This is a genomic window from Devosia sp. MC1541 (assembly GCF_012847305.1).
Classification (GTDB): domain Bacteria; phylum Pseudomonadota; class Alphaproteobacteria; order Rhizobiales; family Devosiaceae; genus Devosia.
Genome location: NZ_JABBDZ010000005.1, coordinates 155,593 through 178,207 on the forward strand (window position 1 = coordinate 155,593; position 22,615 = coordinate 178,207).

At 59.0% G+C, this 22,615-nt stretch carries 16 protein-coding genes; 13 read left to right on the forward strand and 3 right to left on the reverse strand.

Going from position 1 to position 22,615, the window contains the following annotated elements; translation table 11 throughout:
* Window positions 1-31: 31 nt before the first annotated feature.
* Entirely contained in the window at window positions 32-1,222 is a 1,191-nt protein-coding gene (locus HKD40_RS08040; protein WP_169195213.1) for an MFS transporter, read from the forward strand.
* Between the two features lie 367 nt (window positions 1,223-1,589).
* Here HKD40_RS08040 and HKD40_RS08045 read toward each other — a convergent pair whose 3' ends face one another.
* Window positions 1,590-7,685: a hypothetical protein gene (locus HKD40_RS08045; RefSeq protein ID WP_169195214.1), complete on the reverse strand. Its 6,096-nt coding sequence runs from the start codon at window positions 7,683-7,685 to the stop codon at window positions 1,590-1,592.
* A gap of 347 nt (window positions 7,686-8,032) precedes the next feature.
* Here HKD40_RS08045 and HKD40_RS08050 point away from each other — a divergent pair, with 347 nt between their 5' ends.
* The 12 genes from HKD40_RS08050 to HKD40_RS08105 all read left to right on the forward strand — a co-directional run bounded on the left by HKD40_RS08050 (window position 8,033) and on the right by HKD40_RS08105 (window position 19,880).
* A complete protein-coding gene (locus HKD40_RS08050; protein WP_169195215.1) occupies window positions 8,033-8,419 on the forward strand; it encodes an Hpt domain-containing protein in 387 nt (128 codons plus the stop codon).
* Window positions 8,420-8,443: 24 nt separating this feature from the next.
* The gene (locus HKD40_RS08055; protein ID WP_169195216.1) at window positions 8,444-8,863 is read left to right on the forward strand and encodes a GFA family protein; all 420 of its coding nucleotides are present in this window, start codon (window positions 8,444-8,446) and stop codon (window positions 8,861-8,863) included.
* A gap of 124 nt (window positions 8,864-8,987) precedes the next feature.
* The gene (locus HKD40_RS08060) at window positions 8,988-10,589 is read left to right on the forward strand and encodes a peptide chain release factor 3 (protein WP_169195217.1); all 1,602 of its coding nucleotides are present in this window, start codon (window positions 8,988-8,990) and stop codon (window positions 10,587-10,589) included.
* The gene (locus tag HKD40_RS08065; RefSeq protein WP_169195218.1) at window positions 10,586-11,755 is read left to right on the forward strand and encodes an SAM-dependent methyltransferase; all 1,170 of its coding nucleotides are present in this window, start codon (window positions 10,586-10,588) and stop codon (window positions 11,753-11,755) included. The genes HKD40_RS08060 and HKD40_RS08065 overlap by 4 nt, the downstream gene beginning before the upstream one ends.
* Before the next feature lie 19 nt (window positions 11,756-11,774).
* On the forward strand, window positions 11,775-12,095 hold the full coding sequence (locus tag HKD40_RS08070) for a 2Fe-2S iron-sulfur cluster-binding protein (protein ID WP_169195219.1): 321 nt from the start codon (window positions 11,775-11,777) through the stop codon (window positions 12,093-12,095).
* Between the two features lie 425 nt (window positions 12,096-12,520).
* Window positions 12,521-13,915, forward strand: a complete 1,395-nt coding sequence (gene cysG, locus HKD40_RS08075) for a siroheme synthase CysG (protein WP_169195220.1) — start codon at window positions 12,521-12,523, stop codon at window positions 13,913-13,915.
* 2 nt (window positions 13,916-13,917) lie between these two features.
* A complete protein-coding gene (locus HKD40_RS08080; RefSeq protein ID WP_210257056.1) occupies window positions 13,918-14,244 on the forward strand; it encodes a DUF2849 domain-containing protein in 327 nt (108 codons plus the stop codon).
* Window positions 14,228-15,880: a nitrite/sulfite reductase gene (locus HKD40_RS08085; protein WP_169195222.1), complete on the forward strand. Its 1,653-nt coding sequence runs from the start codon at window positions 14,228-14,230 to the stop codon at window positions 15,878-15,880. Before HKD40_RS08080 ends, HKD40_RS08085 begins: the two co-directional genes overlap by 17 nt.
* A gap of 71 nt (window positions 15,881-15,951) precedes the next feature.
* Window positions 15,952-17,226 carry a phosphoadenylyl-sulfate reductase gene (locus HKD40_RS08090; RefSeq protein WP_169195223.1) on the forward strand — a complete coding sequence of 425 codons (1,275 nt, stop codon included), beginning with the start codon at window positions 15,952-15,954 and terminating at the stop codon, window positions 17,224-17,226.
* A gap of 151 nt (window positions 17,227-17,377) precedes the next feature.
* Window positions 17,378-18,403 carry an NAD(P)/FAD-dependent oxidoreductase gene (locus tag HKD40_RS08095; RefSeq protein ID WP_169195224.1) on the forward strand — a complete coding sequence of 342 codons (1,026 nt, stop codon included), beginning with the start codon at window positions 17,378-17,380 and terminating at the stop codon, window positions 18,401-18,403.
* Between the two features lie 95 nt (window positions 18,404-18,498).
* Window positions 18,499-18,819, forward strand: a complete 321-nt coding sequence (locus tag HKD40_RS08100) for a 2Fe-2S iron-sulfur cluster-binding protein (RefSeq protein ID WP_169195225.1) — start codon at window positions 18,499-18,501, stop codon at window positions 18,817-18,819.
* A gap of 299 nt (window positions 18,820-19,118) precedes the next feature.
* Window positions 19,119-19,880: an EAL domain-containing protein gene (locus tag HKD40_RS08105; protein ID WP_169195226.1), complete on the forward strand. Its 762-nt coding sequence runs from the start codon at window positions 19,119-19,121 to the stop codon at window positions 19,878-19,880.
* 171 nt (window positions 19,881-20,051) lie between these two features.
* On the opposite strand, the gene HKD40_RS08110 is transcribed toward HKD40_RS08105, so the two are convergent.
* Together HKD40_RS08110 and HKD40_RS08115 are read right to left on the reverse strand one after the other, a co-directional pair.
* Window positions 20,052-21,068: a TIGR01620 family protein gene (locus tag HKD40_RS08110; protein WP_169195227.1), complete on the reverse strand. Its 1,017-nt coding sequence runs from the start codon at window positions 21,066-21,068 to the stop codon at window positions 20,052-20,054.
* Entirely contained in the window at window positions 21,065-22,516 is a 1,452-nt protein-coding gene (locus HKD40_RS08115) for a YcjX family protein (RefSeq protein WP_349236795.1), read from the reverse strand. Before HKD40_RS08115 ends, HKD40_RS08110 begins: the two co-directional genes overlap by 4 nt.
* Between the last annotated feature and the right edge of the window lie 99 nt (window positions 22,517-22,615).

The following is a 22,615-nucleotide window of genomic DNA, read 5'->3' on the forward strand; positions in this document are numbered from 1 at the left end:
GGGCGCGGTTTTGCGCCGGAGTTCAAGTTTCATGCAGTCGTTGGCTTCGCGCTGGGATACTCCCGAGCTGCGCGCGACAATCTATCAGTTCACCGTCTATTTTCCCGGTGGCGTTGCTTCTGTCTTCTTAGGCATCTGGCTCTTTGAGAACGGCATTCAGGCCGAGCAAATTGGCTTTATCAATGCCTTGCCGACCCTGTTGCTGCTCATCCTCAACGTTGTCGTTGGACGCATTGCTGATAAGGCCGATGACTGGCGGACGGCGCTGATAGGTCTATCCATCGTCTCGGCCTTGGTTGCCTTGCCGCTCTTCTACGTCTCTGAATTCTGGGGCATTTTGTTCGTCTGGGCCCTGTGTGCCTCGAGCAATGGCCTCGTTCCCCCGGTGATCGATGCTGCCACTGTGCGCATGACCCGCCGTAACGGCACAGACTTCGGCGTCATTCGCGCCTGGGCGACCGTTGGCTATGTCGCTTCTGCCATTATCATGGGGTCTGCTCTGAGCACTTGGGGCGCAGAGGCCTTCGTCTATCTCTATGTCGCTGTGGTCGTCGCGCGTGCGCTTCTGGCATTCCTACTCCCGCGTTTTCGCGCCCCAGAGCCGCAGCTCACTGTTGCCGCCGTCACAGCCGATCAGAACGCACCCAGCCGCCTCAAAGACTCGCTCAAGCTTTGGTTTGTTCTGCCACTTGTCGCCTTTGCTCTCGTCAATGGGGGCAATGCGATCATGGGTGGCTTTGCCTCGCTTCTCTGGCACGAGAACGGTATTGGCAGCTATCACATCGGCCCCTTGCTGGCGGTGTCAGCAGCAGCTGAAGCAACCTTGATGTTTGGCTGGCGAAAATTCGGCGGCCGGTTCACGGCGCGCAATATGATCATGGTGTCGGCAATCGCTGGGCTCGTGCGCTTCGCCATCATGGCCTTCAGCCCGCCTGTTTGGCTGCTCTATGTCGCGCAGTGCTTGCACGCCTTGAGCTTTGGTCTGGGCTATTTTGGCATGGTCCACTTCATCGCCAATTGGACCCGCGAAGAGAACGCCGCTGAAGCGCAGGGCTTTTCCAACATGCTCACGCAGGCTGCCGCGATGGTGGGTCTCATCGTCTTCGGCGCGCTCATGGAGCCGTTGGGTAGTTTCGCGTTCTTCTACTCAGTCGTCGCCTGCGCCCTAGCGGTGATCTGCGTTCTGATTTCGCTCAAACTAAAACCCCCAAAATCCCTCTGAGCCACTTTTAACTCTCCCCACCTCTTTTTACCTCTCCCCCACGGGGAGAGGTCGCCCCACTTGGGGCGGGTGAGGGGGCCTTCCATCAGCCTCTTGGTCCGGCCCCTTCACTTAACCCCGCACTCCCCAGATCTTGTATTCTCCTCCCAGAGATAGTGCTTCTGCCTGCCCATAGGACAGTCGCGCCTCCGCCCCCCAAAAAACCACCAATTGCTCTGCATCGCCAACACGTTGCCACTCCGCCGTGGCCCCAAAAAGCCACGCCCGGGCCTCGCCTGACGCCCAAAAGTGCCAGCACCGGGCCACAGATGTGCCAAAAAAAGCCCCGGATCTCTCCGGGGCTTTTTCATCTCGATTATGTGTTGTTTTACGCGAGGCGGCCGCTGGCGTGAGCGAGGGTCGTGTAAACCTTGCCGCGATCCGAAAGCAGATACTCGCGGGTTTCGGCAGCTGGGTTATTGCCCGAGGCGGCACGCTTAAGCAGCGCTTCAAACTCGGTCATATAGGCCTGTGCTGTGCGCGCGAAGTCTGGCTCGCGCTGGATGCGACGGCGCACTTCGTCATAGGTGCCTTGGCCGGTCAGCGAATAGATGCGGCGGGTGAAAACATTCGATTCACCAGACTGATAGCGTGCCCAAGCTTCCGCCAGTGCATTCTCATCAATCGCACGGGCGATCTCTTCAGTCAGGCCCGAAAGGCCCTGAGGAGCAATGCCACCGGCTTGCTTGGCCGAGGCGTTACGCAGCACGTCGCGGAGCCAACCGCCGTCCCGTGGAGGACCGGCTTCGGCAACGGCGGCCGCGGCAACTTCTGCCGCAGTTGGCAGAGCCGCTTGTGGCTGTGGCTGCGGACGCGGTGCAACACGGGCTGGTGCTGGCTGCGGCTCGACCGGCTGGGTACGGATCGGGTCAACCAAGGTCGCCTGAGCCGGTTCCGGACGGTAAACTTCGCGGGCAGGTTCTGGCTGACGCTGCGTAAAGCTCGGTGCTTCTGGCTGGCGTGGGGCAGGGCGGTTCGGCGCGCGGCGCTCAGCGACGTCGTGGCTCGCTGGCTGCGAACGGACGATGGCATTGAGTTCGCTGAGCGCTTCGATCTGCTCGGCCACGACGCGGCGCATTGCGGCGGCGCTGGCGCGGGTTTCTTCCGGTAGATCGTTGACGCTGCGAGCCAATTCGGCGCGGGTCGCTTCCAGTTCGCCACCCACTTCGCGGGCAGTTTCGCGCATTGCACGAGCGGTTTCGTTGAAGCGCTGGGTGGCTTCGTCGATTGCGCGCTGCATCTCAACCATCATGCGCTGCTGCGCTTCCTGCAGAACTTCGCTTGCACGGCGGCTTTCGGTATCGGCGACCGAATGGAATTCACCAAGCTTGCCGGTCACGTCGCCAGTGGTTTCGTCCAGAGCGCGGCGCAGCTGGCCGGCATTGGTCGAAATGGCGTTGCGAACCGAAGCGGTAGAGTCCGAAATTGTGTCGGCGAGCGAGCTCGTGGTCGTGGTCAGAACGTCGGTTACGCTGCCAGCAGTTGTGGCGAGTACATCGCTGACTTTGTTGGCATTTTCGTCGAGAGCAGCGTTGACCTGGTTGGCCTGTTCGGACAGCGCCAGACGCACTTGGCTCTGGGTCTGGTGCAGAACATTTGCTGCTGCATCTGCGGCGCGCTGAACGGCCTGATCAACCTGCGAAACATTGCTGTTCAGGGTCGAAGTGAAGCGTTCGTTGGTCGTGTAGAGCGCGTTGGCGACGTTTTCGCTGTTCTGTTCCAGAGCCTCTGTGAGGGTCTGGGTGGTGTTCGCCAGCACATCGGTGACGGTGTGTGTGGTCGCGTTGAGGGCTTCGTCCATGGCGCGGCGCGCACCGATCAGGCGGCGTTCCGTGTCGTTGACGGTGTCGGCAATGCTCTGTGCAAAAACGCGCATACGGCCGTCGATGTCGTCGGCACGCGACGCAAAGCTTTGCGCGAGGGAGTCCATTGCCTCGCGGCGCTGTTCGAGATTTTCCAGTGCAGTGGTGCTGGAGCTGTCGAGGGCGTGCGCGGCCATGTTGAGGCCAACGGCCTCGTGGTCGAGACGGCCGAGGATCGAGCCAAACTCTTGGACCATCGACTGAATTGTCGTCTGGAGGGCGCCAACGTGCTGGGCAACCATCGTGCCAGCCTGTTCGGTCTGGCCCATGGCTTCGCGCATGGTGCTGGAGTAGTTCGCGGTCTGCTGCGCCACGCTGGTTTCGAGGCTCGCCAGATTTGCGGTCGAAGCGTCGAGGACGCGCTGCAGCAGGAGATTGGAGTCGTTGAGCTTGTTGAGGGCAGTGCTCACGTCGCTCAGGATGCGACCTGTCGAGTTTGCCATCAGCTGCTCAGCCTGTGTGCTGTTCTCAGTGAGAGCATCACGCAGGATATTGCCGTGGTTCGCCAACGCGTTGTGCAGCAGGCCGGTCTTTTCGGTGACCAACTGAGCGAAGGTCGAAGTGTGCACTTCCACCGAGCGATTGATGTCGGTGAGGCGAGTTTCGATTGCTTCGGCAGCATCCACTGCCTTCACGCTGACCAGTTGATCGATATTGGTTGCGGCCAGACGGATCTGGTCGAGTGCAGAGCGGACAGCGGAGTCCATGCGGGTCGCTGTGTTCTCGACATTGTCCGAAATCGCGTGAGCCGCCGCAGTGATGCGGGTCGCGATGGTTTCTTCGATACGGTCAGCGCCCGCTTCGAGGTCCGCCATGGACTGGGTGATCGAGGTGCTGATGGTCGCGTTGAGGGCAGCCAGGCGTTCTGCGGTAATGTCTGCACGCGCAGTGATTGCCTCGGGCAGGGTGCCAAGGCGCTCATCGACCATGTCAGAGATGGCCTGACGGGCGGAGTTAACACCGTGTTCGATGAGCTCAGCCGCCTGACGGGCGCTTTCGCCGACAGTGATGCTGGCGCTTTCGATGCTCGCTGCTACGCCGCGTTCTGCGTCGGCGATGCGAACGATGGCAGCATCGAGGCCGCTTTCGAGACCATTGTTGACTTCTGTGACCTTAGTGGTGACCGTCTGCGACATTTCTTCGAGACGTTCCGACATGGTGTCGGTTGCCTGACGCAGAGCATTTTCAATGCTGCCACGGGCATTTGCACCATGCTGATCAAGGGTCGACGCCAGCTCTGCGGTATGCAGGCCGATGGTTTCGCCAATCGAGGCTGTGTGGGTTGCGAGCGTGTCGGAGAGCGACTGGGTACGGGTGCCGAGAGCTTCGTTGAGTTGCAGGGTACGCGTGTGAACTGCGTTGGCCAGCTCGTAGGTGCGTTCGTCGAGGTTCGACACCAGAGTGCCGGTGCGCTCGTCGATTTGACCAGCGAGGTCGCGGGTGCGGGTTTCGAATTCGAGCGAGAGCGCGTTGGTGCGTTCCGACAGTGTGGCGCTGAGGTCTTGCGAGCGCGCGGTGATCGTGTCGGCAAGGGCTTCGGCGCGACCATCGAAGGCCTGCGAGAGGTTGTCGGTGCGCTCGGTGAGTGTTGCCGCCAGTTCCTGGGTGCGCGCCGAAATGGTGCTTGCCAACTCGTCGGCACGGCCATCGAAGGCCTGCGATAGGTTCTGCGTGCTGTCGGCCAGAGTGGCCGCCAGTTCCTGGGTGCGCGCCGAAATGGTGCTTGCCAGCTCGTCGGCACGGCCATCGAAAGCCTGAGAAAGGTTCTGCGTGCTGTCGGCCAATGTTGCCGCCAGTTCCTGCGTACGCGAAGAAATGGTGGTGGAGAATTCGTCGGCGCGGCCGGAGAAGGTTTCGTTCAACTCCGAAGCGCGAGCGGCAAGGGTGTTGTTGAGCTCTGCCGAGCGCAGCGCCATGTTCTGGTCAATGTCGCCAGCGTGGGTGGCGAGGCTTGCCGCAATCTCCGCTGCACGATGGGCGAGGTTCTGTTCGAGTGTCTGGCTACGCGCCGATAGTGTCGAAGTGAGCTCTGCCGAGCGTGTTGCAAAGCTCTGATCAAGTTCAGAGCCGCGCTCAGCCAAGGTAGTTGCGATTTCGGCAGAACGGAGCGCAAGGTTCTGATCAAGCTCAGCATTGCGGTCGGCCAGAGTGGAAGCAATTTCAGCCGCACGCGCTGCAAGATTGAGATCAAGCATAGAGCCGCGTTCTGTCAGGTTCGACGCGATTTCGCTCGAGCGCGCTGCCAGGTTCTGGTCGATTTCAGCTGCGCGGACAGTCAGTGTCGACGCAATTTCAGCGGAGCGAACGGCTAGGCTCTGGTCGATGGACGACGCGTGAGTTCCCAGAGCATTGTTGAGGTATTCGCTACGCGCTGTGAGCGTTTCGTCGAGGCCCTGCGTATGAATAGTGAGGGTTTCGTCGAGCTGACGGGTCTGGTTCTCCAAGGTGTCGGAGAGACGCTGGGTACGACCGGCGATAGCCTGATCGAACGCCTGGGTGCTCGTGACGATGGTCTCGCCCAGTTCCTGCGAACGAAGGTGAATGGCTTCGCTGACTTCGACGGTGCGGTTCGCGAGGACTTCGCCGAGTTCGTCGGTCTGAGCCTTAATGGTCTGACCAACTTCGGTAGCACGGTTGATCAGCATCTCATTGAGCTGACCAGTGCGAGCGTCAAGCGTATCGGCAATCAGCGTCGCCTGGCCGTCGAGTACATCGGCGATCGCTTCTGCGCGCTTGGTCAAGTTGTCAGCAACAAACTGTGTCTTGGCGCCAAGGGTTTCGCTCAGTTCGCGTGTGCGTTCCGAAACGATGTCGTTGAAACGGCCGGACTCTGCGTTGAGGGCCATTTCCAGCACGTTTGCGCGCGCAGCAAAATTGGTGCCCTGTTCGCCCAGACGCGCAACAAGCTGCTCGCCACGTTCGCCGATAACATCGTCCAATGCCTTGAGCTTATCATCCAGCGCACCGGTGATTTCGGTGAGGCGGTTGTCGAAGTCCTGCAAGGAATCGCGACCAGCCGACGAAACGGTCAGGCGCGCGCGCTCCGAGGTATCATCCAGCGCGCCGTTAATTTCGATAATGGCCGACTGCAAGCGGCTATCGAGGGCGTTGAGCTGGATCGAGACAGATTCATCAAGCTGGCGCGAGAGCGTTGCCAGAAGCAGTTCGGCTTCGGTCGAACGACCGGAAATATCGCCCGACACCTGTGCGCCAATAGCGGCGAGGGCGGCGCTGACTTCTTCGCCACGAATGCGCAGCTGTTCGAGGAGCGAGCTGCCACCGTCGGTGAGCAAGTTCGACAGCGCTTCTGTGCGCAGGTCAAGTTCAGAGGCAAGGTTGGTGGTGCGTGCTTCGATCAGGCCGGCAATATTCTTCGTGCGGTCTTCAAAAGCACCGGTGAGCACGTCCGCGCGTTCGGCGATGTGCTGAGTGCGCGCGTCGATCGTCGCGGAGATGGACTGCTGATGGGCGTCAAGTGCTTGGCTGAGCAGCGCGATGCGGTCTTCAACGCCAGAATTGAGGTTCAGCGCACGTGCATCGAGAGCCTTAGCCATCTCTGCGGTTTTTTCGTCGAACCCACTCTCAAGGCGGCGCGAGCTGTCGTTCAGTGCGCCAAGGAAATCCGTCGTGCGGTTTTCGAGGAGGTGGACGAACTGGTCCGCATGGTCGTTGAAGCCAGTGTTGAGCGTGTTGCCCGCTGTTTCCAGCGCGCGGGTGAGGTTGCCGCCGCTATCGACGATAGAGCCCGAAATACGCTGGCTGATCATGTCGAGATCGAAGACCAGACCGGTATGGCTTTCGGTGATTGCTTCGCGGACACGTTCGGTGTTGGTAAGCACGCTTTCGCGCTGGCTGGCGAGTTCGGCAATCAGCGCACGCATGCGCGATTCGTTGTCAGAATAGGTACGTTCGAGGGCGGTGACTTCGTTGTGAATCATCACTTCGAGTTCGCCAGCACGCGAGAGCGCACGTTCAAGACCATCGCCAAGCGCGTTGACTTCGCGTCGAACGGCCTGGCCAACCGAAGCGACCTTATCGGCGGCGGTAATTTCTGGTTCGGCCAAGCGCATAGCGGCTTGGGTGATGGAGGATGCAGCATTGCGAAGGTCTGCGGCGCGACGGAAGAGTGTGGCTACGGCGAAGAAACCCACGATCGGCAGAACAACGATGGCCAGCAGTGCTACGAATTCGACCGATCCCATGAACTGGCCGAAGTTGGACATCTGCGGCGCGAAACGCAGCCAAGCAGCGGTGCCACATGCGAGCAGCCAAACGAGGGAGAGACCGAGAGCGAGGTAGGTCGGAGTGTTTGAAGAACGACTCTGCAAGCTATAGAGAAGCTTGGAAGTTGAGATGCGGTCGTCGTTGGCGACAACGCCAGCTTGCTGCGCGATTTTATCGGCGGCGCGCAAACGTTCCGAACGGGCTGGGGCCGTAGGCTTCTTTTCCGAAGTAGGCTCGGCGCCTTCCTCGAAATCGAACACCGAATCCTTAAGCGCATCCTCGACGGCCGAAAAAGCCAGTGCGGCCGGATCGTTCTGGGGTGTCGTGTTCTTCGCCATACTCTTTACAACTCTCGCGTCGGCACTGCAGCAACACGGCGGATTTTGGGAGTTGTTATCGCGTTCAAGCCCTTAGCAAGCTCAACGCCACAACGGGACAATGCGATGCAAATGCCCCAGATTGTCCCCCAAACCCTCGCCGCCGCGCGCTGGTTAAAGCGCATACTTACATTCAATTTTAAGCAAACCCACCGCTTTCTTGCTCAAAGGTTAATTTTTGAGTGAAAAACGTTAACCTTTTGATCGTTTGAGCAAGGCAAAGCTGTGGCTTAATTCCCTGTTCATGGGCGTTGCGTAAGTTGTTCACAGGGTATTTGCCGATTTCGATCGGTTCTAGGAGTGCGACTATGGCTCAGTGGGCAGTCAACGAGAACGAGCTAGAGAACAATGAGGCGCTGTCGAAGCGTCCCATTGACCGCGCTCATTTGGCCAAGCAGTGCCTGGGTGATCCCAACCTAGAACTCGAAATTTTGCGTCTCTTTGATACGACCATCAAAAACTATTACGAACGCCTGCGTCTGGCGGCGGACTACGACGGCATGGCCATGAATTTGCATGCGATCAAGGGAGCCTCTGCAGGGGTGGGTGCGTTTGAAGTGACAGAACTCGCGCGCCAGCTTGAACGCGATTTGCAGGTCATGCGCCCGCTCACCACCGAACAGCTCGATGATTTGGGCATGGCGGTAGAAGAAGTGCGTGCGACAATCGCTGACATTCTGAGCGAAGCAGAGTAAGCCGAGAACCAAGGAGGCACTGTGATGGATCTCGATGTTGCTACAACAAAAGGGGCCTGTCACTGCGGTGCAGTTCAATTCACGGTAAAGCTGACGGACGGTTTGCGCACGGCACGGCGTTGCACATGCTCGTTCTGCCGCATGCGTGGGGCCGTGGCGGTGTCGGCTGATCCCGGCGGGATCAGCATCACGGAGGGCGAAGACAAGCTCACGCTCTATCAATTCAATACCAACACGGCCAAGCACTACTTCTGCTCGGTTTGTGGCATCTATACCTTCCACGTTCGCCGCTCCGTTGCCGGGCAATATGGCGTGAACGTCGCCTGTCTTGAGGGCATTAGCCCTTACGATTTTCATGATGTGCCGCTCATGGATGGGGTGCACCATACTTCTGATGGGTTTGCCCTGCGCAAGCTTGGTACGCTCAAGTTTGTTCCAGAATGAATTGGAACAGGCGAGACACTGCGTCCGTTTGACCAAACACCTCTGTCAAACTATACAGCGCACCCATATGTAAGGCCGGGTCGCTCGGCTCTTTCTGCCAGCGCCAACACATTCAGCAGTATCGATGACCATTGCCACCGCTGCCGCGGCACCAGCCCGGCCCACCAACGAACCGTTCCGTCTTCGCCGTACCTTTGCGATCATCTCGCACCCTGACGCCGGTAAGACGACCCTCACCGAACGCCTGCTGGCAGCAGCAGGCGCAATTCAGTCTGCCGGCCTTGTTCGCGGCAAGTCGGGCGTGCGCGCCACGCGCTCGGACTGGATGGAAATGGAGCAGCAGCGCGGCATTTCCATCACCTCCTCGGTGATGACCTTTGACTATGACGGGCTGACGCTCAACCTGCTCGATACGCCGGGCCACTCGGACTTCTCGGAAGACACCTACCGCACGCTGACCGCCGTTGACGCGGCCATCATGGTCATCGACGCCGCCAAGGGTATCGAAAGCCAGACGCTCAAACTGTTTGAAGTCTGCCGTCTGCGCGACATTCCGATCATCACCTTCATCAATAAGGTGGACCGCGAAGGTCATGCCCCGCTTGAACTGATCGACGAAATTCAAGGCAAGCTGGCGCTGGATTTGACGCCTGTGCTCTGGCCAATCGGGCAGGGCGTGGATTTCACCGGCTATATCGATCTGATCGAAAAGCGCGTTGTTGATCCTAAGGGCAAGACCATCGTCGAGTTCGAGAGCCTCGAAGATCTTCTGGACGTCGAAGCATTGGCGAACAATCCAGTCTTCATGACGGCCCTTGAAACTTTGGAAATGGCGCAAGCCATGCTCCCAGAGTTTGATCTCGAAACTTTCCACGCTGGCCATTTGAGTCCAGTGCTGTTCGGCTCTGCGCTCAAGGGTGTTTCCGTTGCTGAACTGCTGCGGACCCTCGGCGAGTGGGGCCCTGAACCTCGTCCACAACCAGCATTGCCCGCGCCAATCGACCCTGCCGACAAGAAGGTCACTGGGTTTGTCTTCAAGGTGCAGGCGAATATGGACGCGAACCATCGCGACCGTATTGCTTTCGTGCGTCTGTGCTCGGGCACGTTCGAGCGCGGCATGCGTCTCAAGAACGTCCGTACCGGCAAAGATATGGCCGTGTCGAACCCGATGTTCTTCTTTGGTAACAACCGTGAACTCGCCGAAGAGGCTGTTGCGGGTGATATCGTCGGTATCCCAAACCACGGCACCTTGTCCGTGGGTGATACGCTCACCGAAGGCGCGAATATCAACGTCACCGGCATCCCGAACTTTGCGCCGGAAATCATTCGTCGCGTTCGTTTGACCGACGCGATGAAGACCAAGCAGATGGCTAAGGCTCTCTCGGACCTGTCCGAAGAAGGCGTCACGCAAGTCTTCCGCCGCATGGTAGGCGCAGACTGGATCGTCGGCGTCGTTGGTCAGCTGCAGCTTGAAGTTTTGGCGTCGCGCGTTGCTAAGGAATACAACGTCCCAATCACCTTTGAATCCATGGGTTATGAAGTTGCCCGTTGGGTCGAATGTGATGACGCTGAGGAACTCAAGCGCTTCATCGCCGCGCAGAAGGTCAACATGGCCGAAGATCGCGCTGAATCCCCCGTCTTTCTTGCTCAGAACGCCTGGTGGGCTGACCGCGCGAAGCAGGACTGGCCCAAGATCCGCTTCCTCACCACGAAGGAACGGCATTGAGCGCGTCCGACCGCATCGCTGAGTTTGTAGCTGCTGTTCGCGATACATTCGCGGACGGTACGCTGCTGAAACTGAAGCTTGCTGGCTACCACGGTGCTTCAACCGATCTGAAATCGGTTGAAGCCCGCAAGGTGGTCATCAAGGCCGGCGAGCGTTTGAGCTTGGTCTACCGCTACAAAACCCGCGACATCACCAAAAACCTCGCTTTGGCAGAAGCTGAAGCGTTTTTGTCGGCGGGTCTGGCGAACGACTATCGAAGCGCCAAGCTTGAAACAGTTGCGTTCGACCTTAGCTTCGAGCGTCAAAAGGACGAAGTTCGCCTCAAGCGTCGCGACGTGAAGGGTAGAGAAGCTGCCCCCGCTACGCACGACCGGGCGAAGAACCGGCCACTGGCAGATACGTCTTCTGTTTGGCTGAAGGAACTCGGCATTACAGGTGCTGATGGCAAGGTTCTGTCGGCGTCCCAAGACAAGTTCCGCCAGATCAACAAGATGGTCGAAATCTTTGCGCCGCTGATTCAACAGATTGGCGCAACCGAGCCCACCATTATGGATATGGGCGCGGGGAAGGGCTATTTGGATTTCGCCTTGGCCGACTATTTCAAGCGTGAGAGCCTAAAGGCCAAGATAGTGGGCGTAGAGATGCGTCCCGCCTTGGTCGAGAGCGGCAATGCCCTGGCCGCAAAGTCTGGCTTTGCGAGCCTCAGCTTCGCGTCCGGCATGATCCTTGATTTCGACACGAGCGGCGCTGATGCCATAATCGCGCTCCACGCCTGCGATACAGCCACCGACGACGCAATCTTTAAGGGCATTACATCAGGCGCGAGCCTGATTGCGGTTGCGCCGTGCTGCCATAAGCAGATCCGTCGCTCGATGGAGCAGGGGCAAGCCGATGAACGCCTCGACTTCCTGCTGCGCCACGGCACGTTCCTTGAAAAGCAGGCCGAGATGGTGACGGACGGTCTACGCGCACTCATTCTTGAAGTGCACGGCTATCGCACCAAGGTGTTCGAATTCATATCTGATGCACATACGCCCAAGAACAATCTCATCGTCGCGCAAAAGGGACAGGCGATGTCTCGCGAAGCCGCGCTTGACCGGATTGCTTCAGTCAAGGCTATGTTTGGGATAGAAAAGCATTACCTCGAAGGCCTTATGGGTCTTTGATCGTCTGGAAGGCCCCTTAATGACCAAGATTACCTATGTCACCGCTCAGGGTGAACGTATCGAAACTGTTGGCGAAAACGGCTCCACCGTCATGGAAACGGCGATCATGAACGCTGTTCCGGGCATCGTCGCCGAATGCGGTGGTGCGTGCACTTGCGCGACTTGCCACGTTTATATCGACGCTGCATGGCGCGACACGGTCGGTGGTCCATCGTCGATGGAAGAAGACATGCTCGACTTCGCCTTCGACGTTCGTGACGAAAGCCGCTTGTCATGCCAGATCAAGGTGCGTGGCGAGCTCGATGGTCTTGTCGTTCACGTACCGAGCCGCCAGGGCTGAGGGTTTGATTTTCAAGTTTGAAGGGGCCGCAGCAATGCGGTCCCTTTTTTGTTGGCCATTCTGCTTTCACGCAGAAGCGTTCCTCTCTCCGCGTCAGCCGTCGCAACGGACCGCACACCACTCACCGCCCGTCATCTTCTGACTTGCAGAATTATCCGGCCTGACGCGGACCGTGCAATTCGGAGAATATTTCTCTCCAAACGTGTCGCTATACGCAAATTGCTCGACCAAAACTTGCGCCGCTCGTCAGCAAAAAATTCTCTCTGGCGATCCGGGAAAGATTTATTTGGCGAGAAGTGGCCTGCATGGTGATGCTCTTTCCAAGTCACGCGTCTGAAGAGGAAAATAAAAGCTATCGAATTTCAAGCCATTGTTGCGCTTGATGAAATTAGATTAGGTTCCAGCATCTATTGTTTGGAAACCAAATGGGCAGTCTCAACACATTTCCGTTGAGTTTTAAGGTCAAGGGTAAGCGCATCATCATCGTCGGCGGTAACGATGAAGCCCTTAATAAGGTCCGGTTGGTTAGTAAGACGACAGCTTCGGTAGAGATTTACTCCCAGACTGTCGAAACTGACTTCTCCGCCTTTCCTGTGGCCATCATCCCCCGCGCGATCACTGCAGACGACGTTGTCGGCACAAGCCTCGTATTCGTCGCAGAAAAAAGTGACGCGGCAGAGTTGGCGAAAGCGACAGCACGTCGCCTCGGCATTCCGCTTAATGTGGTCGACGTTCCAGCCGAATGTGATTTCTATACGCCCTCAATCGTGGATCGTGCGCCACTGACCGTGGCGATCTCCACTGAGGGCGATGCTCCCGTTCTCGCGCGTCTCGTCCGCGCGCAAATCGAAGCCATGCTGTCGCCCAGCGTCGGCAAGATCGCTGGCCTTGCGGGTAAGATGCGCCACGCGGTCGAGAGCCTGATCCACGAGGGGCCGAAGCGTCGTCGGTATTACGAAGAGCTTGTCAGTTCACCCGCCGTCGCTCGTGCCGTCGAAGCGGGCGCAGGAGACGCCGCAGCCAATGATCTCCTTCAGCAGCACGCGAATGCTGGCCGCAGCGATGGCGTCGTCTGGTTGATCGGTGCGGGCCCGGGTTCTGAAGACCTCCTTACCCTGCGCGCCCAGCGATTGCTTCAATCCGCTGATGTGATTGTTCACGATCAACTCGTCCCCGCAGCCGTGGTGGAGATGGGCCGCCGCGATGCCGAACAGATTTGCGTTGGCAAGGCGCGGGGACACCATTCCTTTAGTCAGGCTCAGATCAATACCCTCATAGTGCGTCTCGCCTCAGAGGGCAAAAAGGTCGCCCGGCTCAAGTCTGGGGACCCGATGATCTTTGGCCGTGCGGGCGAAGAGATCGCGGCTTTGCGTAAGGCGGGCGTTGCTTACGACATCGTTCCGGGCGTCAGTGCAGCTCTTGCCGCTGCCGCAGATACGGCAACGCCAGTCACTCTGCGCGGCGTGTCGACGGGCTTTGTCGTTGCGACGGCGCACGGCGCGGACGACACAGATTTGAACCATTGGGCGGCGCTGGCGCAGTCGGGGCTGACGGTCGCGCTTTACATGGGCAAAGCCATCGCCGCCGAAACGGCCGCGCGACTGGTTTCGCATGGGGCAGGTTTTGATCTTCCTGTCGGCATTGTCGTCAATGCGGGCAGGGCGGATCGGACATTCTATTCTGGCACGCTTGGTGCCTTGGCAGAGGGCGCAGTCGAATTTGTCGATGGACCCGCCGTCATTCTGATTGGACGGGCTGTCGCCCACGGTGATTGGGCGCAAGCGGCCTCGGCGGCTGCTGAGAGTTTTAAGGTAGCGTGACTATGGAAATTCTAACCGGCAACGAGCTGATCTCGGGCGCCGCAGTTTATCTCGATGGACATGGCGTTTGGGTCGAGGACCTGCAGTCCGCGCGCCTTTACGCCAAGGACGAGGCCGTTGCTCGCGATGAGGCGCTGGCAGCCAGCAAGGCCACCGGCCGTGTGGTCAGTCTCGAAATTGAAGAAGTAGAGCAGGTCGATGGGGTGATTGTGCCCAAGCGTCTGCGCGAACGCATCAGGGCGGCGGGCCCCACCGCTCCCCTCTCTTTGAACGGGCAGGCATACGAACGCCAGCACTTGGGTGAAGACGGGCATGTATCGATACGATGAATTTGACGCGGCTTTCGTTGCAGGCCGCACTGCGCAATTTGCTGATCAGGTGAAGCGTCGTCTTTCCGGCGAGCTGAGCGAAGACCAGTTCCGTCCGCTTCGTCTGATGAACGGGCTCTACCTGCAGCTGCACGCCTATATGCTGCGTGTGGCCGTGCCTTATGGCACGCTCAGTTCGCGCCAGATGCGGAAACTGGCTCATATCGCCCGCACATATGACCGGGGCTATGGCCATTTTACCACGCGCCAGAACATTCAATACAATTGGCCAAAGCTGAGCGATATCCCCGCGGTGTTGGAAGAGCTGGCGAGCGTTGAGATGCACGCCATTCAAACCTCGGGCAATTGCATTCGCAACGTCACTACAGACCAGTTCGCTGGCGCTGCCGCCGATGAAATCATCGACCCGCGCCCGATAGCTGAAATCCTGCGCCAGTGGTCGAGCCTCCACCCGGAGTTCTCATACCTCCCACGAAAATTCAAAATCGCAATCACCGGCTCGCCCAATGATCGCGCCGCCATTCGTTTCCATGACATTGGCCTTCAGGCTGCCGTCAACGGCGCGGGTGAGATCGGCTGGGAAGTTTGGGTTGGTGGTGGCCTAGGTCGCACGCCGATGATCGCCAAGCTCCTCAACAGCTTCGTTCCAAACGAGCATTTGCTGGCTTATCTCGAAAGCATCATGCGGGTGTATAACCGCTATGGCCGCCGCGATAACAAGTACAAAGCCCGCATCAAGATCCTCGTCCACGAAGAAGGGCTGGAAAGCATTAAGGGGCAGGTCGAGGCCGAGTTCGCCGAAGTGCGTGGTGGCGTTCTCACCCTTCCGCAGGAAGAGGTTGATCGTATCTCGGCCTATTTCGCTCCGCCTGCGTTTGCCGACCGTTCTGGCGACAGTGTTGACATCGCCTATCAGTCGATCATCGATCCGGCCTATGGCCGTTGGCTCGACAATAATCTGCATCCGCACGTACAGTCGGGCTATGCCTCGGTGACGATCTCGCTCAAGCCAGTAGGCGGCGCGCCGGGCGATGCCACCGATGCGCAGATGGATGTTGTGGCGGATCTCGCCGAACGCTATTCCTATGATGAGCTGCGCGTCACCCATCAGCAAAACCTCGTGCTCCCGCATGTCGCCATCGCCGATCTGCGCGCGGTGTTTGATGTGCTCGTCGCCCATGATTTGGCTGAGGGCAATAACAACCTCATCACCGACATGATCTGCTGCCCGGGCCTCGATTTCTGCGCGCTTGCCAATGCCCGCTCGATCCCGATCGCACAGGAAATCTCCCGCAAATTTGCCGATCCGGTTCGCCAAAAGGAAATCGGCGACCTCAAGATCAAGATATCGGGCTGCATTAACGCTTGTGGTCACCACCACGTTGGTCACATCGGTCTCTTGGGCGTCGAAAAGAAGGGCGGCGAGCTCTATCAGATTACGCTCGGCGGCGACGCCACCGAAAGCGCGTCTGTGGGCAAGATCATCGGGCCCGGCTTTGAAGCCGAAGAGGTGCCGAACGCGATTGAAAAGCTTGTAGATTTCTACATCAGCCAGCGTCAGGGCGAAGAAGAAACCTTTCTCGCAGCCTATCGCCGCTTGGGCGAAGCCCCCTTCAAGGAGGCGCTCTATGGCTGATCTTACTTCTCTATACCTCTCCCTTTGGGGGAGCGGTCGGCGCGCAGAGACGGGTGAGGGGGCCTCTTCTTATGGCAATGCCTAAACTCGCCCCCGTTCCCGTCGCCAATGAAAAGCTGCGTGCCCTCGGCATCCTGGCGCTCAATGGCATGTTCGACGAAATGGATGCCGTTGGTGTGCTGCGCTATGCCGTCAGCGATGTCCTGCCTGACGATCTCGCCATTGTCTCAAGCTTTGGTGCGGATTCTGCTGTGCTGCTGCATATGGTGGCGCAGCTCGATCCCTCCATGCCGGTCTATTTCCTCGAAACTGGCAAGCACTTTGCCGAGACGCTCGAATACGTTCAGACGCTCAAGCGCACGCTCGGTCTCTCTAATGTCCGCGCGATCCATCCCGATCCAAAAGACATCACGCGCTTCGATCCTGATGGCACGCTCTGGCAGTCGGACCCGGATAGCTGCTGCCATATTCGTAAGACCGAACCGCTCGAGCCGATCACGCTACAATTTGGCGGTTGGGTGACGGGGCGTAAGCGCCACCAGACCAGAGAGCGCGGGGTGCTGCCGCATTTTGAATTGACCGCTGATGATCGCATCAAGGTCAATCCGCTCGCTTATTTTACCGACGAAGACGTCATCGCCTATCGCAATGAGCACAAGCTCCCCGAGCATCCGCTCTACGCCAAGGGCTTTAAGTCCATCGGCTGCGCGCCATGTACTTCGGCGGTGGCAGAGGGCGAAGACCCGCGTGCTGGCCGTTGGCGCGGCAAGAACAAGAAAGAATGCGGTATCCATTATGATTTCAACGGAGCGATTGCCCCCGCTATGACCGCCGCTGCTCGTCACACGCTCTGGAAGGATGGCGCTTTTATCGCTGATCCCTTCACCGCTTTTTCAGAGGATGTCTCGCCTTCGGAGGCGCGCTATGTGCACGTCCCGCTTGCCCACTTCCTCACGCACCGCAGCGACTATCTTGCCAATCCGCATCCGCTCGGACTTCTTATAGCCCCCGGCGACAAGATCGAAGCGGTGGAAGATGATCTCGCGCGCTTTGCCTCCATTGCGATTTCGTTCCCGGCCTACACCGATGGTCGCGGTTATTCGACCGCACGTTTATTGGCGGAACGGCTCAAATATGCCGGTGAAATCAGAGCTGTAGGCGATGTTCTGCAGGATCAGATTCCGCATATGTATCGTTGTGGCTTCACCGCGCTCGTGGTTAGCCATGAGCCGTCGCGCCAAGCGCTGATCGAAAAACGACTGCCAGAAATGGCATTGTTTTATCAGCCAGTTGGATTGACGGAAGTGCCTGCGGGCACGCGCCCCTTCCTTCGACGCGCGTCGTGAGTTAAGTGGAGCGCGCGTATCGCCTTTGACTAGGCAAAACGGGGGCGCTGGTGACAGCGGCTGTTCCCATTCATTCAGTGCGGGGCACTTGGCCCCGATGGGACCTTATATCCAGAGTCCACTGGGCTCTGGTTTCGATTGGACGTGAGAGATGACCACTGAGATCACCACCGATGTTGTTGTAATTGGCGCGGGCCCATGCGGGCTGTTCGCTGCCTTTGAGCTCGGGCTTCTCGACATCAAATGCCACTTCATCGACATTCTCGATCGTGCCGGCGGCCAGTGCGCAGAACTTTACCCTGAAAAGCCGATCTATGACATTCCGGGCTTCCCGGTCGTCACAGGTCAGCAGCTGACCGACAATCTCATGGCACAGATCGCGCCATTCTCGCCAGAGTTCCACTTCTCGCGCATGGTCAACTCCATCGAGAAGCAGGAAGACGGCTCGTTCAAGCTCACCACTGACGCGGACGAAGTGTTCAACACCAAGGTTGTGGTCATCGCTGCTGGCGGTGGTTCGTTCCAGCCAAAGCGTCCGCCTGTTGCTGACATTGAGCAGTTCGAAAACAAATCCGTCTTCTACGCTGTGCGCAAAATGGAAGATTTCCGTGGTCAGGACGTTGTCATCGTCGGCGGTGGCGATAGCGCTCTCGACTGGACCCTGGCTCTCGAATCCGTTGCGCGCACCATCACCCTTGTTCACCGCCGCGACGCCTTTAAGGCAGCTCCCGCTTCGGTCAACAAGATGAAGGAACTGGTTGCTGAAGGTAAGGTCAACTTCCAGCTCGGCCAAATCGCCAAGCTTGAAGGCGAAAACGGTCAGCTCAACCACGTTCACCTCGCAACCGATGCGGGCGATCTCTCGATCCCAGCAACGCGCTTGCTGCCGTTCTTTGGCCTGACCATGAAGCTTGGTCCAGTTGCTGATTGGGGTCTTGAACTCAATGACAACACCATCGTCGTGGACACTGAAAAGTTCCAGACTTCGGTTCCCGGCATTTTCGCCATTGGCGACATCAACTGGTACCCAGGCAAGCTCAAGCTGATCCTCTCGGGCTTCCACGAAGCGGCCCTGATGGCGCAAGCCGCTAAGGCCGTTATCTCTCCCGGCGAACGCGTTGTTTTCCAATACACCACCAGCTCGACCAAGCTGCAGAAGAAGCTCGGCGTCGCATAAGGCTCGCGCCCAACACACTGTTTGCGGCGAGGGCGTAGGACTTGCTTCTACGCCCTTTCGGCTTTATCCCCATCGCGCTGTTGAGGAGCGACTGAATGAAGATCACTGTAACTGATCAGGCTGGCGAAGTTCACGAGCTTGAGGGCTTGGAAGGCTGGCGCGTGATGGAAGTGATCCGCGATTGGGGCCTGAACATTAAGGCTGAATGCGGCGGCGCCTGCGCCTGCGCGACGTGCCATGTCTATGTTGATCCGGAATGGCTGGACGCCGTTGGCGCTGCCAATGACGACGAAGAAGATATGCTGGACACGGTCGGCGACGTGAAGTCGAACTCGCGTCTCTCGTGCCAGATCCTCTGTTCAGACGACCTAGATGGTCTCAAACTGACCCTAGCGCCGAGCGCGGCTAAGGACTGAGTGGGTTTTATCACCCCCACCTAACCTCGCCTAATAGGGGGAGGGACGACAGCGCCTAATGATAATATCTCCCGTCGGACTCGATCTGGCTCCTCCCCTGTAGGGGAAGGCCGGGTGGGGATATTGGCCCCTCCATCACACTACCGAGCCTGTTCCGGCAATCCAGTGCGATGCTTGTTCACTCTCCCCGGCATAAATCCGGGGATGACGCCCGCTGCTACCGCGCTCCGTTGTGGATGCTTTAAGCTCTCCTGCCTTAGGAACGCGGCGTATTTCTTTCTGACCACATAGGCTAGTCGATGAGTGCCGTTTCATGCCGAGGCTGCAAAGATGCGGAACCGTTTCCGATTGCCTTCACCATGGCGTTTCAACCAATCGTCGATGTGAGTGCCGGAGAAATCTGGGGCTATGAGGCACTGGTTCGGGGTGCCGAAGGACAGGGGGCCGGTACGGTGCTCGCAGTCGTCACGGAAGCGAACCGTTATGTCTTCGACCAGGCGTGTCGCGTAAAAGCCATTGAGCTGGCAGGCCAGCATTTGCCAGCATCGTCGACAGCCCGTCTTTCGATCAACTTCATGCCCAATGCGGTTTATGAGCCACGCGCCTGCATCCGCGCGACCTTGGCCGCTGCGGCACGCACAGAGTTCAACCCGCATCGCCTGATGTTTGAGTTCACCGAGAACGAACGCATGGCCGATGCCTCACACGTTGCCAACATCGTGGCCGAGTATAAGCGCATGGGTTTTCTGACCGCGCTTGATGATTTCGGCGCTGGCTATGCCGGGCTCGGCCTGCTTGCTAAATTCCAGCCAGACCTCATCAAGATCGATATGGAACTGCTGCGCGGCATTGATACGTCGTCGGCGCGCCAGCATATTATCGGCGCTATTGTAACCATGGCCCAGCAGTTGGGCGTGATGGTATTGGCCGAAGGCGTTGAGACTGAGGGCGAACTCAACGCGCTCCGTCAGGCCGGTATTTCGCTCTTCCAAGGCTATTATTTCGCTCGGCCACAGGTCGAGCAATTTCAAGCCATTGGCGATATCCGCCTCGCTGCCTAACGGCCCACATTCACCAGCCGTCACCCTCCGGGCCCCCCCCCCCCTCCATCGTCATTGCCGGGCTTGTCCCGGCAATCCAGTGCGATGATGGTCCGGTCTGGATCCCGGGGGCGAGCCCGGCGATGACGAAGTGGAAGGAGGCCGGACGACCAAGCTCCGGCAACTGATTGCTTATGCCCCTTTGCCCGCATCCTGCGTGATCTTCACCAGCTCAGGAATGAAGTCGCGAACCATCGGCTGCGGTTGGGCGTCAAATGGCAGTGGCCTCACGACCCGCATCGCGGCGATACCGACACGCACGGTCATCAGACCGTTCACCACGCCTTCGCCCAAGCGTGCCGACAGCTTCGCGGCCAGACCTTGCCCGACGAGCTGTTCGACGATGCCGTCCGTGAGCACCAAGCCGCCTGTGACGGCCAAATGGGAGAGAACGGCACCCGTGAGCCTAAAGAAGCCAAACAGGCCCGGGCGGGCCCCGTAGAGGGCTGCAATAGAGCTTGCGAGCCGGATGCTCTCATAAATCACAAAGGCGATGTCGATCAGCGCGCGGGGCGACACAGCCGTAACAAGCGCCACGCGACGCGCCGACGCGGCAGTGAGGCGTTTGGCCTTCGCATCAAGCGGGGACATCAGCGCGCGCTCCGAGAGAGCGATCACCTCATTGCCGTCGAACATATTGGGCAGATGTTCGGAGACGTTTTGCTTAGCTTGTGCCAGATCGGCGCGAGACGCGTATATGGCGAGCAGTTCGTCGGCGACTTTGCCCGCACGGTGGCGGTCGTTCTCGGCTTTTGCGCGTGCGGCATCGGCCTTGAGCGCATCAAGAACGCGCAGGCGTCGGAGCGCAAAAAACTCGCGCGTCAGCAGGGCCAGGATGGCGACGATGAACGCGCCAAGAACGCCTAACCCAATGTAGCCGACATAGACGTTTTGCGCGAAGAGATCGCTGATGAGCCGCTCAGCCGCCAGACCCAATCCGGCGGATATGAGGATGCCACCCGTCGTCCAGGCGATCCGCCCAACCCAGCCCATGCGTCGGGCCGGTGGCGTTATCAATTCCGGGTCTGGTTCAGGCTCGAACGCGACTTCAACGATCTCCGCGCGTTCCGCTGCGAATGCCCTTGGTGCGCGCACGGGGGCCAGGCTCTCTTCGGACGACGTGATGGTGTGGGCAACAGGGCGCTTCATGCCATCCAGTCTCCAATGAGATAATCAATGGCGCGGTCTAGGCGGATATGCGGAAGCACCACATCACCGGCGGCGTTGCGCTCCAGGCGTTGCGGCGGCGTGAAACGCAGGAAATTCAAGTCCACTGGCGCGCCGTCTTCGAATAATGAATCCGGCCGCGCCGGCAAGTCGCCGGGGAATAGAGCGATTTCGGTCTTGCCGTCATAGACAGTCCCATCCAGTCCTTCGCCGGCGATGGGCGTTCCAACCAGCGTGGGCAGCGTGTGACCATCCTCGCGGATGGTGCCTTCGGTGGTCGCACGAATGCCCGCTAGGGCCATGGATTTGGCGTCAGCCCCTGCGAACCGGCCGCGCTTGGCAGCATTAGCTACCAGCCGATTGAGAATGGCTTCGAGCTTGTCGTGGCTCGTGTGGTGCACATGGTCCGCTTTCGTTGCTGCGAACAGAACCCGATCGATCCGGCGCGAGAATGGCCGTAGAATAGGGTTCGCTTCACCCTGGCGGAAACAAGCCATAACAGCGGTCAGCGCCGTTTCGAGATCGCTCACGGCGGCAGCGCCAGTGTTCAACGCGCGCAGCGTATCGACCAGCACAATCTGCCGGTCGAGCCGGGCGAAGTGATCGCGGAAGAAGGGGCGGACGATGCGGTCCTTATAGGCTTCATAGCGCTGCTCAAGCATGCGGTAGAGGCTATTGCGCGGGATGTCCCCGGCAGGCAGCGGCAGCGGCGCAAAGGTGAGGGCAGGGGAGCCTTCCAAATCACCGGGCAACAGGAAGCGCCCGGGCGGTAGCGTCGAGAGGGCTCCGTGCTCGCGACTGCGGCGCAGATAGGTCGTGAAGGCCGCAGCAAGATGCTCGGCCAAAACGTCCGTTGCCTCCCCCTTCACGTTAACCGTGTTAAGCTCGGTCAGGAACTCGGAAGCCTCAGCGAGGTGTCCCGGCTTTTGTGCGCGCTCCAGCGCGTCCTTGCTCCACTCGGCGTAGGACAGGCCCAAGAGCGGCAGGTCGAGCAGCCATTCGCCGGGGTAGTCGACGATATCGAGGTTCAGCGTGGCCGGGCCACGCATATTGGACCACCATTTGGCTGACTGATATTTCAGGACAATCCTGAGCTGTGAAATGCGTTTTGTGCCTTCTGGCCACGTCGGCGGGTTGCCCGTCAGCGTTGCCAGGTGCTGCTCATAGGCAAAGCGCGGGATGGTCGCATCGGGGTATTCGGCCAATCGCGCGCCAATGAAACGCCCCTCAGATGCCGGCACAAAGCCAGGCAAACGCCCATTGGTGAGGAGGTTATGAACGAGCGCGGTGATGAAGATGGTTTTGCCAGCGCGGCTCAAGCCGGTGACGCCCAATCTCAAGGTTGGGGTCATCACGCCAGTGGCGCTATCTGCAAGATTGGAAAGAGCAATACCGATTTCGTCGGTCAGTCTGGTGGGCGGTTGCGGCACGCGGTCAGTCCTCAATGGCACCCAGAATTTAAGGGCGTTCTGCGCCAATACAAGGCTTGAACCCCAAGTGGGGGAGAGCCGTTCCAAAACAAAGGGGCC

Coding starts and splice junctions, on each gene's coding strand:
- HKD40_RS08040 (WP_169195213.1), top strand. CDS start 32: ATGCAGTCGTTGGCTTCGCGCTGGGATACTCCCGAGCTGCGCGCGACA.
- HKD40_RS08045 (WP_169195214.1), bottom strand. CDS start 7,685: ATGGCGAAGAACACGACACCCCAGAACGATCCGGCCGCACTGGCTTTT.
- HKD40_RS08050 (WP_169195215.1), top strand. CDS start 8,033: ATGGCTCAGTGGGCAGTCAACGAGAACGAGCTAGAGAACAATGAGGCG.
- HKD40_RS08055 (WP_169195216.1), top strand. CDS start 8,444: ATGGATCTCGATGTTGCTACAACAAAAGGGGCCTGTCACTGCGGTGCA.
- HKD40_RS08060 (WP_169195217.1), top strand. CDS start 8,988: ATGACCATTGCCACCGCTGCCGCGGCACCAGCCCGGCCCACCAACGAA.
- HKD40_RS08070 (WP_169195219.1), top strand. CDS start 11,775: ATGACCAAGATTACCTATGTCACCGCTCAGGGTGAACGTATCGAAACT.
- cysG (WP_169195220.1), top strand. CDS start 12,521: ATGGGCAGTCTCAACACATTTCCGTTGAGTTTTAAGGTCAAGGGTAAG.
- HKD40_RS08080 (WP_210257056.1), top strand. CDS start 13,918: ATGGAAATTCTAACCGGCAACGAGCTGATCTCGGGCGCCGCAGTTTAT.
- HKD40_RS08085 (WP_169195222.1), top strand. CDS start 14,228: ATGTATCGATACGATGAATTTGACGCGGCTTTCGTTGCAGGCCGCACT.
- HKD40_RS08090 (WP_169195223.1), top strand. CDS start 15,952: ATGGCAATGCCTAAACTCGCCCCCGTTCCCGTCGCCAATGAAAAGCTG.
- HKD40_RS08095 (WP_169195224.1), top strand. CDS start 17,378: ATGACCACTGAGATCACCACCGATGTTGTTGTAATTGGCGCGGGCCCA.
- HKD40_RS08100 (WP_169195225.1), top strand. CDS start 18,499: ATGAAGATCACTGTAACTGATCAGGCTGGCGAAGTTCACGAGCTTGAG.
- HKD40_RS08105 (WP_169195226.1), top strand. CDS start 19,119: ATGAGTGCCGTTTCATGCCGAGGCTGCAAAGATGCGGAACCGTTTCCG.
- HKD40_RS08110 (WP_169195227.1), bottom strand. CDS start 21,068: ATGAAGCGCCCTGTTGCCCACACCATCACGTCGTCCGAAGAGAGCCTG.